Source organism: Acinetobacter sp. LT1, assembly GCF_059800965.1.
This window is the reverse complement of the sequence record NZ_JBBAXE010000006.1, coordinates 1-13,702: the sequence shown is the minus strand read 5'-3', so window position 1 is coordinate 13,702 and position 13,702 is coordinate 1. Positions and strand designations below refer to the sequence as shown.

The window sequence follows — 13,702 nt, the reverse complement described above, 5'->3', positions numbered from 1 at the left end:
GAGTCCTCCGTGAGTTCGAATCTCACCGCTTCCGCCAAATTTTAAGATAAGCCCTTGTATTTGCAAGGGCTTATTTTTTGTATGTGTTTTTACCCCACAACCTACCCCTCATCAAATTTCGGATTGGATTGGCTTTTTTTAGCTGTATTTAGAAGATTAAGGAATGTAGTTTAAAAAACTGTATTTAAATCTAACTATATTCTTATTCAAACATTTCATAATTCTAAATATTTTCACTATTCATTCACTTAGCTTGCTTGACGCTATATAACGTGCAGATTATCCTTAGCCTGCTGACCTACATCGTCAGCGGGTTTTAGCAGACCCATTTACCTAAGTACACTAAAAAGTCTAACTTTTTGGTGGGTATCCCTACGTGCCCCCCTCTGCGGCGGAACGGGAGGGGGGACGTCTTCGGACGTGCTGATTTCTTAGGTATCAGTCTGCTAACCCGTCTTCTGTTTCGCCACCATCATTTAGCAGTGATTTGGTGAAACTTCTTTATACCTAAGGAGTACGCCATGTGCTTACATCAAGACCGTCTTTTATATTTCTCTTTTTTTTATGTGTGTGCCCGATCTACACCACAGGGGTAATGTGACCTGATGCTCTGTATTTCATGCATTGCTGTGTCGATGACTTTCTAAGAATAAAACTTTTTCAATTACATATTACCGATATGAAGATGAATCTCTCATGCTGTTTTGAGGGGCGTAGATTTTTGTGCTTTATCGTCTATAACACTTCAAAAAAACATAGATATTCATTCCAACATTTATGACATGGGGAACACTGTGTCTGATTAAGACCAAGACCAGTGATGCCTATAAAAAAGAGAAAATGATGATGTTTAAAACCTTCCTAAAAACGACTCTGATTTCATCACTACTTGCAAGCGCATCATTGGCGCAGGCAGGCTGGTTTGCACAAGCCAGTGAATCCTACCTTGTTCAAGCACGTCATACAGGCGGTGGGGTTTATCAATGTCTTTATAAAACCAATCCTGGCAACCGTGGTTGGCGTAATTTCACGGTGAACTTTCAAGGTGGTTGTCCACGTTTTGTTCACTTTAATGCGCAGAATGGTCAAGTCACTGTGCCCAACTAAATGAGGGGGAACATTCAAATGACCCAAAAAACCATATTGGGCTTGGCGGCAATCTTAGCCCTGACCTTGATCAGCATCGCAGGCTTCTACTTCTTTAGCCCTAAACACCCAACTGAAAAAACGGTTCCAGCCAACACTTCTGAGACCAGCTCTGCACAGCCTTTAGAATCCGCCACTTCTGCCGCATCAACCGAGATTCCCGCAGCGGAAGTGGATGGGATTGATGTCAAAGAATTGACCACGGGAAGCAAAAGTCTGAGTCCATCAGATCATGAGCCTGAGCTGCTGAGTTTTGAGTTTGATCAAAACCTTAAGGCGGTGGATACCTTACTGTCGATGCTGCCTTATGATGAACTGCCTGAATTTGAGCAGGACAATATAGACAAGTATCAACGCTATATCTTTGCCAAAGCCGCAAAAGATACAGGCAAATCAGTGCAAGACTTTAGCTTGCAAGAACATGGCGCACTGGAATCGGAGCAAGCGGGTAATCGCTACTACGTTTATAAATTTGATAACGGCACAGACTGTGAAATCCATTTGGCCAGCATTGATTTAAATACAGGCGATTATGGCGTGAGCTATAACTACTGCTAAGGATGAACTTGATGAAGCAACTTTTAAAACCCTTACTCTTCGCAGTGACTACAACGACAGGCATCATGTTGAGTGGATGTAATGCAGGTCTTGATCCAAACACGTTTACGGTCGAACTCGATGTAATTGATACCAGTAACTGGTATGCCCAAAATCAATCCGCTACGGTATTGACCATCCGTTCCAATATTGCAGAGCCTATCGATGTCAGCCATGTTTCTGTCAATCATGGACAATGTCGTTATGAAGGCTATCGTCGATCATTTGAATATCCGCAGCATTTTAAGATGGGGCAACGTTTAAGACTAAAATTAACAGACTGTAGCTACAGTAATGTGGTGCAGGTTGATGTCGAAACAGATAAAGGCACTGCAAGCTATAGCTTTCAATAACCGTCTTGCATTCTAAATGTTAAAACACAGCATTTCAATTTAGATGAAACACCAAATCAAACCGTGTCCTCAATGGGCACGGTTTTTTTATGTCCTCAATTCGCTCTTCGCACTGAATTCATTTTTACAAGGAATACCAATGTCCTTTATTCGATGTCCCTACTGTCAGTCTACACATGTCAGACAAACCGATTCAGGCAATACGCATGCCAATTATTTTGAGCAACTACAACGTTGTATCTCACCAACACAGATGGCGATGTTGGGGATGCAGTTCGCTCGCAAGTCAGGCTTTTCACCGCTCTTCGGTGCAGCTGTTGGGGTAGTGGTGGGTGGCGTACTGGTGGTGGTGAGTCAGTATGCCTTTGAAAAATACTACAGCAATGCCGAGCAGTATCTCTGTCTGGATTGCCAACAAGCGTTTGCATGGGTGCCGTAATCGCATCTCTAACTTTACACGGTTACATCTTTGAATAGATGGATTGTTTAAACCCTTACAGCACATTTCTGCATTTTTACATCTTTCACTTTTATTTGAGGAATAATCAAAATGGCACATCAACTTGAACAAATGGCGTATGTCGGACAAACCCCGTGGCATGGTCTGGGCAATCAACTTAGCCAAAACCAACCGATTGAAGTCTGGGCCAAGCAAGCGGGCATGGATTGGCGCATTGAATCATCCAATGTCAGCTACATGGCTAAAAATGATCGTGGACAAAGCATCATTATGCCCTATGAGGAACAGCGGGTATTGTACCGTTCAGATACTCATGCGCCTTTATCGGTGGTGAGTCAGCGTTATCAAGAAGTCCAACCGATGGAAATTCTGGAGTTCTACCGTGACCTGACCGAACAATCGGGGTTTGAGTTGGAAACTGCGGGTGTCTTAAAAGGTGGGAAAAAGTTCTGGGCTTTGGCACGTACAGGCCAAACAGCAGAATTGAAAGGTGGGGATGTCAGCAATGGCTATATTCTGCTAGCAACCGCATGTGACGGTACGTTGGCGACCACAGCACAATTCACCAATATCCGTGTGGTGTGTAACAACACTTTAGCCATTGCCTTGCGTGGACAGAGTTCCAATGCAGGCGTGGTCAAAGTACCACACAGTACCAAGTTTGATGCTGATAAAGTCAAAGATCAACTCGGTATTTCAGTGAAAACATGGTACGACCACATGTATGAAATGAAACAACTCACCCAGCGTAAAGTCACGCAGAAAGAAGCAGCGGCTTATTTTGATGCGGTATTTAACAACAATAGCCTAAGTGCGATGGAACAGGAGGATAATATTATTCAGTACTACCGTAATGTCGCGTCTCAAGCCAATCCACAACCCAATAAAACTGAACCGAATGGACGTGCCATGACCAAAGTCATGAATATGTTTAATGGGCAGGGACGTGGAGCAGACTTATCTTCAGCCAAAGACACCGCCTATGGACTGCTTTGTGCAATCACCGAATTTGTAGATCATGAACGTCGCGCGATGAGTACCGATCACCGCCTTGACTCTGCTTGGTTTGGTGCAGGCGCAGCATTGAAACAACGTGGATTGGAACAAGCTTTACACTTGGCTGTTTAAGCTTGATTTAATCTTGAGATTTTATCATCAGGGCATGTGATCAGCACGATCAAGTGTCCTCCTAATCAACGATCCCTCTTTGCCACATCTTTGGATGTGGCTTTTTTTATGCCGTTTTTTTAGAACGTATTGAGATGAGGAACAGCACATGAATCAAAGCATAACTACAACACCTACAGTGAATTCCACCACTTTAACCACAACCAACCCGACTGCTGTCGCTGATTCAAGACAGCTAAATCCACCACCAAGCCCTTCAAAACGCAGCTTAAATGCCAGACGTCTGATCAACACCAAACAACTGGACTATCAGGCATGGCTTGAAGTGCGTAAACAGGGAATAGGCAGCAGTGATGCCGCAGCCGCCTGTGGCTTGAATCCCTATATGTCGATGCTGGAACTGTGGATGATTAAAACAGGACGGGTACAGCAAAACATTGAAGATGAAAGCTCAGGACATGCACCTTTATATTGGGGCAAGCAGTTGGAACCCTTGGTCGCAGAATACTACAGCATGCACACCAATAATAAAGTCCGTCGGGTCAATGCGGTGCTGCAGCATCCTGATCCTGATAAAGCCTTTATGTTGGCGAACTTGGATTATGCAGTGGTAGGGAATGAAGACGTGCAAATCCTAGAATGTAAAACCGCAGGAGAATATGGTGCCAAACTGTGGCGAGATGGTGTGCCGTTATACGTGTTGTGTCAGGTACAACATCAACTGGCCGTTACTGGCAAACAAGCGGCACATATTTGTGTGTTGCTGTGTGGGCAGGAAACCAAAATCTACAAAGTCAGTCGTAATGAAACTTTGATTGAACAGATCATTCAGGCAGAACGATTATTTTGGGAATGTGTTGAAAATGACGTTCCACCAGCAGTGGATGCCAGTGAATCGGCAGCCAAAGCTTTACAGCAGCTCTATCCTGAACATACCCCGCTCAGTTGTGTTGATCTAACGGAGGTCGAACTTGCCAATGAACTGTTTGATCAGCTGATAAAGGAAAAACAGCAGATTGAACAACACCAAAGCCAGTTTGATCTACTCAAACACCGAGTTCAGGCACTGATGCAGGAACATGAACGTGCCGTATTTCAGCAAGGTTCAGTGACATGGAAGAAGAGCAAGGACAGTATCAGCCTAGATACCAAGTCCTTACTTCAGCACCAACCTGAACTCATTCAACAGTACCCACTGCAGAAAGCAGGCAGTCGTCGTTTCAACATTTATCACGATTAGCTCAAAACTTAGAGTTAATCACTCAGCAAGAAGAAATCTGAAATCCCGTGCAGCCCTGCATGGGATTTTTTTATGCCGATTTTATTTTAAGCACACAGGGCAACACATCTAAACATCTCAACGACAGAGGAATTTCAACATGATTAAAGGTTTAGCAATCACACCACCCATCTTGGGACGGATCAGTATTGGCCGTGTAATAGAAAAGAATGGCAAGCGTCTGCCAGAGAAAGACGATCAGTTCACCATTACCAGTCAAATACAGGGTAAGGACGGTTGGATTAAACACCCCTTGGATGAGCAATTGCGTAGTCAAGCACCGAATCAAAAGCTGCGTAGCATCCCTGTACGTATGATCTTCAATGACCCTGAACTCAATCTTCGAGCTGAATATAGTTTATTTGACCGACAGACAGGTCGCCCGATTTGTGTGGGGAATGGTCAGACGTGTCAGCGTATGACATCACAAGGTGTAGAGCAACATCCTTGTCCATCCCCCGACTTATGCCCACTTGGACAGGGTGGACATTGTAAGCCTTATGGACGCCTGCATGTCAATTTAGGCGAAGCCGATGAGTTTGGGACTTTTATCTTCAGAACCACAGGTTTTAACAGCATTCGCACTTTGGCAGCACGTTTGAATTACTACCATGCAGCATCAGGTGGTTTGTTGTCGTGTTTGCCGTTGCAGCTCACGTTGCGTGGGAAAAGCACAACTCAAAGCTATCGTCAGCCCGTGTATTACGTGGATTTAACGTTACGGGAAGGCGTGAATTTGCAAACCGCGATTCAGACAGCCAAGGAGATTGACCAACAGGGAAAACAGGCAGGGTTTGATCAGGCGGCATTAGATCAGATTGCACGGCAGGGTTTTGCGAATGCCAAGTTTGAGGTGCATGCAGAGGAGGGGATGGAATTGCTGGAGGAATTTTATCCACACAGTGACAGTGCTGTAGATACGGAGCATTCAGTGCAATTGAGCTATGTGCAGGAGATTCAGCAGGGGTTGCAGCAGAGTGTTAGAGCTGTGAATTGAGCACAGTTGAATTATCTAGTCAGCTTGGTAAGTCAATTAATGGACTCTGAACAAGTTGGCTAGTCACTAATTGAAGGGAGCTTCGGCTCCCTTAATTTTTTTGTTATTCAGGAGGGCTTTGTTGCACAAAGATTTCATAACTATATGATTTTAAAAGTTTTGATTATTTTTTGATCCAAAATTAAATTTATTTAAATCAGATGCTTACATATTTATGCAACAAAGCCCTCTGAAAGGTACAATTGCCCCTTCTACCTCTAGTCAAGATAGTGGGAAAAATAAATCCGGTACGGACCAAAATAACTAAATCTAATTTAGCATATCGTGAAAGGCTCAATCAGTGATTGGGCTTTTTTGTACGAAAAGATATGTCGCTTTACCTAACACAGTTATTTAAATAGTTTTGTTAAAATGGTATAAGTGCATGCATAAAACCTAATAATTTCAATATGTTTTTTTGAGGGTAGAATGGGAATCCAACACATTATTATTCATGAGATACGCAGGGCTAAAGCTGATGATGATCAAGATATAATCATTTCGAATATTAAAAATGAAGAAAATGATTTATCAAAGCTGGATGCAGAGTTAGCTGTTGGCCTCATACGAATGTTTGCTAAAGCGAATCTTTATGTTGGCGAATTCGCATTGAATGACGATACTTCAGCATTACCAGCTTTTGAGCAAAAGTTAAAAGATTTCTATGATGAGATTGTGGATTGTTCAGATTTTGTTGAAATGACAAAACAGCTTGCACAGCATTTTGAATCAATCCTAACGAAGGATAAAAGGATTAATGGAGGATATTTAGTCTTTTTTGAGTATGAATCTATGGCTCAGATCAGACTGGCTGTTGCTGTAATTAACAAGACCAAGGGAACTGATGTTGATGGTGAATTAAACTTTGTTGTTCGTGAAATATTGGATATTGATAAATTACATATTGGAGCGACTATTAACATTTCAGAATGGTTAGAAGATATTTCCAACAGATATATTCGTTTTAAGAAAGGTCATGCTGATGAAGTCAGGGACTATTTTCAGAGTTTTATTGGTTGTATTGTTGATGCAAATGCAGCTAAAGAAGAAACACAGAAGCTTAAGACAGCGGTTGAAGACTTTGTAAAAGAAGAGTTTAGTCATATCCCTGATGAGAATCCTGAAAAGCTTATGATGATTCAGGATGAAGTTGATAAGAAACTAATGGAAACCCACGCTTATGTATCTGACTGCTTGAAAAATAATAATGATGTTTTACTTGGAAATATAGCCAAGCGTGTTTTTCCTGAAAAGAGTGAAGACTTTTTTATATATGCATCCAATACACATAACATCTCTGACAATATTTCAATCAGTAAAGGTGTGCTCAATGGTTTCAAAAAAGTAAGCAGTCGTAACAGGGATGTTTCATTGAGCATTGCTCGCCATCTTATAGGACGACGTATCTTCCGCAAAAATGGTAAACTTGAAATTGACGAAAGCTTGTTAACAGCAGAATTTTTAAATGATATTGACAATGCTACAAAAAACCTTAATCAGGCAGATCAGAAATGACAGATAGCCAATTACAAATTTATCGTGAGATTTTACTGTCCCTAAAGGACAGGGAAGACTTTCATGATAAATTTGTAGGTTGGTTTAAATTTGATTCAAATTCTATTTTAAAATTTAAAATGATCTGTGAAGCAGGATTAGCTGCTTCAAGTATTAAGGTTCAAAAAATAACATCACAGAATGCCACATCGATAGATATTAATAATGTTATTTCAAAGTTTGAAAGTAAGTTTTCAAATAATGACTGGTTATTTCAAGTTGAATTAGAAAAAAATAATCTCAACAAAGGAGACGAATTCCTTATATGTTCAGACTGGAATGAACTACTTAGTTTTGAGCATTATGTGACAAATCCTGTGCATGAAATTTATTTTACAGCTTCAGATTCTTATTTTGATAAGTCCTCGCAGAGTGAAAAATATAAAAATTATTTGAAAGTTGGAAAGGTCTTTGAGTTTATTCAGTTTTTGACTGAACAAACCAAAAGTGATCCTGGAACTATTTTTTTTAATCGTTCCTATAAATTTAATTTTTATTTGACAGAAAATTGCTTGGAAAATTCTATAGACAGCGAATCGCTGGAAAGTTTGATGAATAAAGATATGCATAGAGAAGCAATTATTCATTTAATGACTAAAGAAGTTACTAATTTTGTTAAAGATCAAGATGAGAACATTCGCTTTATTCATATTATAAAAAATTTAAATCCTTTAATTCATAATATTAATCATAGTTATCAAAGTTATGTAGATAATTATAGTTTTGATAAAGTTAGAAAGGAATACCTTGAAAAAAGAACAGAATATATCAAAAAAATGAATGATTCATTTGATTCTGTTGCTACAAAAATGTTAGCTGTTCCAGCGGGTATCTGGTTTGCTATAGCTCAAATACAGCAAGTAAATCCCAATGATCAAGTTGTTGTAACCAAAAATATAGTAGTATTAATTACTATTACATTTATGGTTGCTTTATTAATTATGAATATTTGGGGGCAGAGAAATATTCTGGTCTCAATGATAAAAGAATACACAAATATTTTTTCTGCATTGTCTTCAAAATTTGAGGATGAAGCAATAAAAATATTATCAGTTAAAGAAGAATTAGACCATAATGCATTTGTTGTAAAATTAAAGATGTATTTTTCAATTTTTTCAGCAATCGCCTTATTAATAATTACATTATTCTTATTTATGCAAAGTAATTACGGTCTAAGTATTTCAAAAATTCTAAATTAATTTTTGCTTTGGTTATCATATGGTTGATTTAATTTTAAAATTATTGCCAATACTTGTCGCACTTGGTCCTTTATTTGTATGGCTTGATAAAACACAGAGATTTTCTCATAGACGAAAATTTTATGCAAAACGAATTGAGGAAGTTAAAGCGTACATTAGCAAATATTATAAAAAAGACGTTCAACAAATTGAAAAGGATTGCGCAGCACAACTTTTAGTCGGATCTGAAAAAGTAGGACATCTTGAAGTAGACTATGTTATTGAAAATTATCCTCGGCGTTTTTTTTCAGTAATTGAAGAGGTTATTACAGCAAGAAAATTCATAAAAATAGAAGTTACTGACGGAAAAACTATTTTTGTCACTCGTTACACTAAATCTCAACTGGTTAAGTTTTTGATTATTCTTGCTATTTCTTATTTTTTATCCTTATTGATTTTGTACTTAAATGATATATTTGTTGCAATATTAACTTGGGTTCCATATCTAAATCCTATTCCTGTAAATTCCAGTGTTTATTTTTTAGGTTTTATTTTTTCTTTATCATTATTCATTCTGACTATTACTTCTATTTGGTTATTATTTTGGGGAGCGGATTCTGCTTGGCGTATTTATGATAAATTAAATGTGCAGTATCGACCTGAAACACAGAATTCTGCTTCTAAATCCAATTGAGTAACCAAAACGGCACTTTTAGCTTAGCATTGAATAATATTAATAGGTTAGCTATTTAATATAAATCCAACGAGCATATAGCTCGTTGAATTTGTTAAGCCTATATCAACCGTATTGATGTTCAATTCGTACAGTAGCTCTATCCCCATCAACACGCATCCAATAGTCAGTACCGTAAAGATGAGCCTTTAAACGGCTTAACCTCGGTGCAATGCCTGACTGATTTAAATCGTAATAATTTAAATGTTGTCCTTGGAACATTGGAGCTACGCCAGCATTCATTGATGGCACGTCACCATAATAAATACTGTGAGTAATCGTATTTTCAAAAAATGGACTGAGAGATTGAAATAATTGAGAATCTGCCCAATCATCTATATCTGTAAATTCTTTTTTCACAAAGAAAATCAGTCTTTTACTTATATCACCAACAATATCGATCTCATTTTTAGACAGAATGCCAATCACATAATTTGAATCTTTGTTCAGCCAGACCGCTTTTATGATTGGCTCTACAAGATCAGCCAACATTTCATTCTCTGTTTGACCCTTGAATTGTTCATCGCCGAATTGAGGCATTTTCCCTGAAGCTGTTTTTAATTGAACAACAATAGAGTGAACTTCGAATCTTGGAGATTCGTCGATTATTGTATCGATGAACCGATTGATATCACCCTGAGATTTTACATACATGGCTCGCCAAGAGTTAAATATGGTGGTGCTGTTTCGCGTACCACATCGAACCTTAAAATCTGAAAAACAGGTATCTACAGCTTTTTCATAGTATTCACGATTTATAAACTGACCACTGGAAAGTTGGTGTACAGTCAAGGTTTCAGCCATGAGTTTGATCAAAGGATTGACCGTCATATTCCTAAAGCGTCCATTCACAAAGGGATTAAAGGTGTAATCGTGTATAACTGGTATCACTAATTGCCCCAACTTGGTTAGGTATAAATCAGGAAACCCAGTAGGCATCCCAGTGGGTTGATGCGTAAATATTTTTAGGTTCTTTGCTGAACGTATTTTTTTTGCCATGGTGTTATACATTGAAAGTGCAACTGGCTGTATATGCGGTGGATAATTTGTAAATCCTCGATTTCCAGCTTTGGTCACATGATTCAGCATTTCCAGAGAATCAAATTGTTCTTGGGCAGTTAAAATATCGCGGGCATGGATTGGCATGAATGTCTCCCATATCATAAGCATGATTTAAAAATTTAAATTGAGTTGCTGAGCGTATTTACGTGGACGACCAGCATTTGATGTGTTTTCTGGAACTTCGCCGAGTTGGAAGCCTCGTGCGCCTTTCATATTGGTAAAATCAAACAGCTGTTCAGTTTTGCAGATGTAATCAAAGGTTTTATACAGATACCCCAGTTTTTCAGTATCTGCATAATGAACCATGCCAATTGCACAGTGACGATAAGATTCCTTTCTCATATTGCAGATATAGCTAGTGCCTTGGCCCTGTGTAACTTTGTTCCACAATTTGCCAATGCCTTGGGCGAGGGTAATATCTTGTAGTTGCTTATCCCCATTGAAGAGAAAGTAACAGTGCACATGAAATCCAGAGCGGACGGTGTATTCGAAGCGAAAGATATAACCCACAAGCATTTTCATGACTGGATTATTCCGTTTATTATTCAGCAGCTTTTGAGTACATGCTTTGAAATAAGCCAGATCATGCTTGGAGCGAATTTCTTTCAGGCTATAAGCATTTTTCAGTAAAGTCTGTTGATCTCGCATAAGGGATAAATCCATTCGAACGACCAATAACCTAGAGTAGACTTCCAGCAATTGTTGAATGTATCCAACGCAAACCATTTTCATATTTTTGCAATGGTTATTTTGGTCACGGAATTTTTTTTTGACTTTAGGATCGTTCATATACGACATAATCAATTCTACAAGGTGTAGTAAGGCATCAACAAACGACTGAATAATTTCAAGATGACGTGAAGATCCAACGCCTTGAGTTGCCAGTTCATTGAATTCATCTTGAGTAAGTTGAGACCGAGCATGATCAAATGCAAGACAGGCCACACCAGGCTCTATCTCTGGAGGTGTGTATGCATGAAGTAGTTCAAAAAAACTTTGCATTAAAGGTTCAATGGGTTTTGCAAATTTACGAAAAAAACGATCAGTTAAACCGTGCTGTTTTACAGTTAATATCTTAACAATAGGGGTTTTACACTTCAGAACAGCTTGCACAAACTCAATTTTCTGCAATATCGGCATAACGATATTGTCTAGATGATGGATGGCAACTCTCTGGTTTTCACCGTGATTCAGTACGGTGTGTTGATGATCAAATTTCGCTTGCTCTAGGAGCTCATGATCGAACATCGTAAACAGTCCAGCTGTATTGGATAATTTGGGTTTAGTCATGTCTAAGCCTTGAATTAAATGGAATTGACTTAAAAACACAACGATTAAGTAAAGCTCTCCCTTGGACACTGTGCTAAGGCAGTGTCCATGCGGGAATATAATTTGGTTAGATAGAAGAGGTTATGGAATAGGGTATTTAGTACTTGTATTTATGTAGTTAAATTCAAGTTATTATTTATATGAATATTAAGCCAATTACATACTCTATAAAGATATAGATAAGTCATTGGATAGTATTATATAAATATTATATAAATTATATAAATACCGTAATTCAAACCCTAAGCTAATCCGAAGAGCTAAACTCAAAAGTTGCGTGAATCGTGCATGTTTTTGAGAAATTGTTTGTACAGAATTAGCTCACCGAATCGGCTCGATCTCGGCAGGACATTTTATTTCTAATCCACTCTTCAACCTCGCTGAGTAACCAGCGTGATGCCCGGTTTAACTTCACAGGTTTAGGGAAGTCTGGGTCGTAACGTTTCGAGCGTGGGTTTAGTCGGTCATAAACGGATGACCGAGATAAACCTATGAGTTTGATCAGCTGAGGAAGCTTGAGCATTTGAACTGCATCGTAGCTGGTATTCAATTTCATCTCCTTGTGTCGTGTTGGTTTGATTTGGAAAGCGTTAAACTAACAAGCACAAGATACCCAGATGAAAATGCAGTTTAAAAAGGAAGTGCGTGGAAAATGTCATCAATTTTCTATTTAGTGTGAATGGTGTAGTTTAATAAATCACGTAAAGACTCATATAGTTCTTTATTTTCTTTTAGAATTCTATTTGTATCGCCAATAAAATTTCTTTTAACTGGGGATACTGGATATATTTGAGATTTAAAACCTCTCTGTTTTTTAGCGGATTTATTCCTACCGATTTTTGTTTTTAGCTCATTGAGTGGAGCAGTATCATGAATAGATGTAGTGGGCGTAAATAAGCTTAAGTCATAAGTGGTTTCAGTCTTACTTAATGGATTTGTTAGATTTTTCACAATATGTTTGTGCAGCTGTTTTTTAAATTTAAGCTGTTGAATAGTTTTTTTCTTTTCTTCCCTTAGACATTTTTTATGTTCTTTCTTTTTAGCTTTCATTTTGGTTTCTAATTTTGATTTTAATGCTGGTGTAAATTTTGTTCCAATCTTTGCAATGACCTTAACTCTTTGGCTTCTGTTTAAGATTTGTGTTTGGTATTTATTGAGTTGAGTACGTAATAGAATATCAATATTGACATTCTGTTTTTTGTACATTTTTTCTTTACGCGAATACATTTTTTTGATCGTTGTTCGAACATAGAGTTCTGCTCTGATGTTTAAATACTCAGTTAGACGCTCAAGCAGGATTTGTTGGGTTTTTACTTTTGGGCGGATCTGTGATTTAAGTTGGCGTTCTTCAAATTTATTTTTGAACGGACCTTTAAGTTTATTTAAAAGCAGAGCTAACTCTCGTAGAGTTTTTTTGTCTTGTTTTGAAAATTTTAATTCATCCCAAAGATGTTCATGGCTATCTTGGTATTTATTGATAAATCCTTTTACAAAGTCAATATAAGCCTTTTCTTTGATCTTGTCTGCTTCCTGCGAAAGGAAGCTGTTCTGTATTTGATGAATCGTCTGCTGAAGACTTTCAGGTATATCTTTTAAATTATAACAATCACGATGTGTTGAATAATCCCTAAGTAATGTGCGATAAAGGCGTTCTATTTCGTCATGATTTCTAGCTTCAACAGTGCAATGAAAGCTTCTTATAGCTTGAATGATTTCATCATAATGTTTTGGTAAATAGAGGTGGATCAGGAAATTTGAACAACACTTATAAGTGATATTTTGCTCCCCAAATGATGTTATAAACATCAATATATGGAGTATTTTATGGCACGTAGACCAAGAAGAAA

The 13,702-nt window shown here is 38.3% G+C and carries 14 protein-coding genes; 10 read left to right on the top strand and 4 right to left on the bottom strand.

The window, feature by feature from the left end:
• Positions 1-846 precede the first annotated feature (846 nt).
• From WBW42_RS07250 to WBW42_RS07205, 10 genes are all read left to right on the top strand, one after another.
• Positions 847-1,107: a hypothetical protein gene (locus WBW42_RS07250; RefSeq protein WP_049591060.1), complete on the top strand. Its 261-nt coding sequence runs from the start codon at positions 847-849 to the stop codon at positions 1,105-1,107.
• An 18-nt stretch (positions 1,108-1,125) separates the two neighbouring features.
• The gene (locus WBW42_RS07245; protein ID WP_236162483.1) at positions 1,126-1,704 is read left to right on the top strand and encodes a hypothetical protein; all 579 of its coding nucleotides are present in this window, start codon (positions 1,126-1,128) and stop codon (positions 1,702-1,704) included.
• Between the two features lie 11 nt (positions 1,705-1,715).
• Complete coding sequence (locus WBW42_RS07240; protein WP_498478630.1) at positions 1,716-2,096, top strand: hypothetical protein; 381 nt, start codon at positions 1,716-1,718, stop codon at positions 2,094-2,096.
• A 139-nt stretch (positions 2,097-2,235) separates the two neighbouring features.
• Complete coding sequence (locus tag WBW42_RS07235) at positions 2,236-2,535, top strand: hypothetical protein (protein WP_284106487.1); 300 nt, start codon at positions 2,236-2,238, stop codon at positions 2,533-2,535.
• A gap of 111 nt (positions 2,536-2,646) precedes the next feature.
• A complete protein-coding gene (locus tag WBW42_RS07230) occupies positions 2,647-3,684 on the top strand; it encodes a DUF932 domain-containing protein (RefSeq protein ID WP_130136347.1) in 1,038 nt (345 codons plus the stop codon).
• 148 nt (positions 3,685-3,832) lie between these two features.
• A complete protein-coding gene (locus WBW42_RS07225) occupies positions 3,833-4,924 on the top strand; it encodes a YqaJ viral recombinase family nuclease (protein ID WP_284106486.1) in 1,092 nt (363 codons plus the stop codon).
• Between the two features lie 139 nt (positions 4,925-5,063).
• The gene (locus tag WBW42_RS07220) at positions 5,064-5,960 is read left to right on the top strand and encodes a recombination directionality factor (protein ID WP_284106485.1); all 897 of its coding nucleotides are present in this window, start codon (positions 5,064-5,066) and stop codon (positions 5,958-5,960) included.
• Between the two features lie 468 nt (positions 5,961-6,428).
• On the top strand, positions 6,429-7,514 hold the full coding sequence (locus WBW42_RS07215; RefSeq protein WP_130136345.1) for a nucleoid-associated protein: 1,086 nt from the start codon (positions 6,429-6,431) through the stop codon (positions 7,512-7,514).
• On the top strand, positions 7,511-8,752 hold the full coding sequence (locus tag WBW42_RS07210; RefSeq protein WP_130136344.1) for a hypothetical protein: 1,242 nt from the start codon (positions 7,511-7,513) through the stop codon (positions 8,750-8,752). The genes WBW42_RS07215 and WBW42_RS07210 overlap by 4 nt, the downstream gene beginning before the upstream one ends.
• 19 nt (positions 8,753-8,771) lie before the next feature.
• Positions 8,772-9,425 (top strand): hypothetical protein, encoded by a 654-nt coding sequence (locus WBW42_RS07205; RefSeq protein WP_284106484.1) that lies wholly within the window; start codon positions 8,772-8,774, stop codon positions 9,423-9,425.
• A gap of 105 nt (positions 9,426-9,530) precedes the next feature.
• Here WBW42_RS07205 and WBW42_RS07200 read toward each other — a convergent pair whose 3' ends face one another.
• The 4 genes from WBW42_RS07200 to WBW42_RS07185 form a co-directional block, all read right to left on the bottom strand.
• A complete protein-coding gene (locus tag WBW42_RS07200; RefSeq protein ID WP_130136426.1) occupies positions 9,531-10,610 on the bottom strand; it encodes a hypothetical protein in 1,080 nt (359 codons plus the stop codon).
• Positions 10,611-10,637: 27 nt separating this feature from the next.
• Positions 10,638-11,816, bottom strand: coding sequence for a YagK/YfjJ domain-containing protein (locus tag WBW42_RS07195; RefSeq protein ID WP_130136425.1), 1,179 nt, complete (start codon positions 11,814-11,816; stop codon positions 10,638-10,640).
• A gap of 355 nt (positions 11,817-12,171) precedes the next feature.
• On the bottom strand, positions 12,172-12,405 hold the full coding sequence (locus WBW42_RS07190; protein WP_125318075.1) for a helix-turn-helix transcriptional regulator: 234 nt from the start codon (positions 12,403-12,405) through the stop codon (positions 12,172-12,174).
• A 116-nt stretch (positions 12,406-12,521) separates the two neighbouring features.
• Positions 12,522-13,702, bottom strand: a 1,181-nt coding sequence (locus WBW42_RS07185) for a hypothetical protein (RefSeq protein ID WP_498478625.1), incomplete at its 5' end; no start/stop codon positions are given.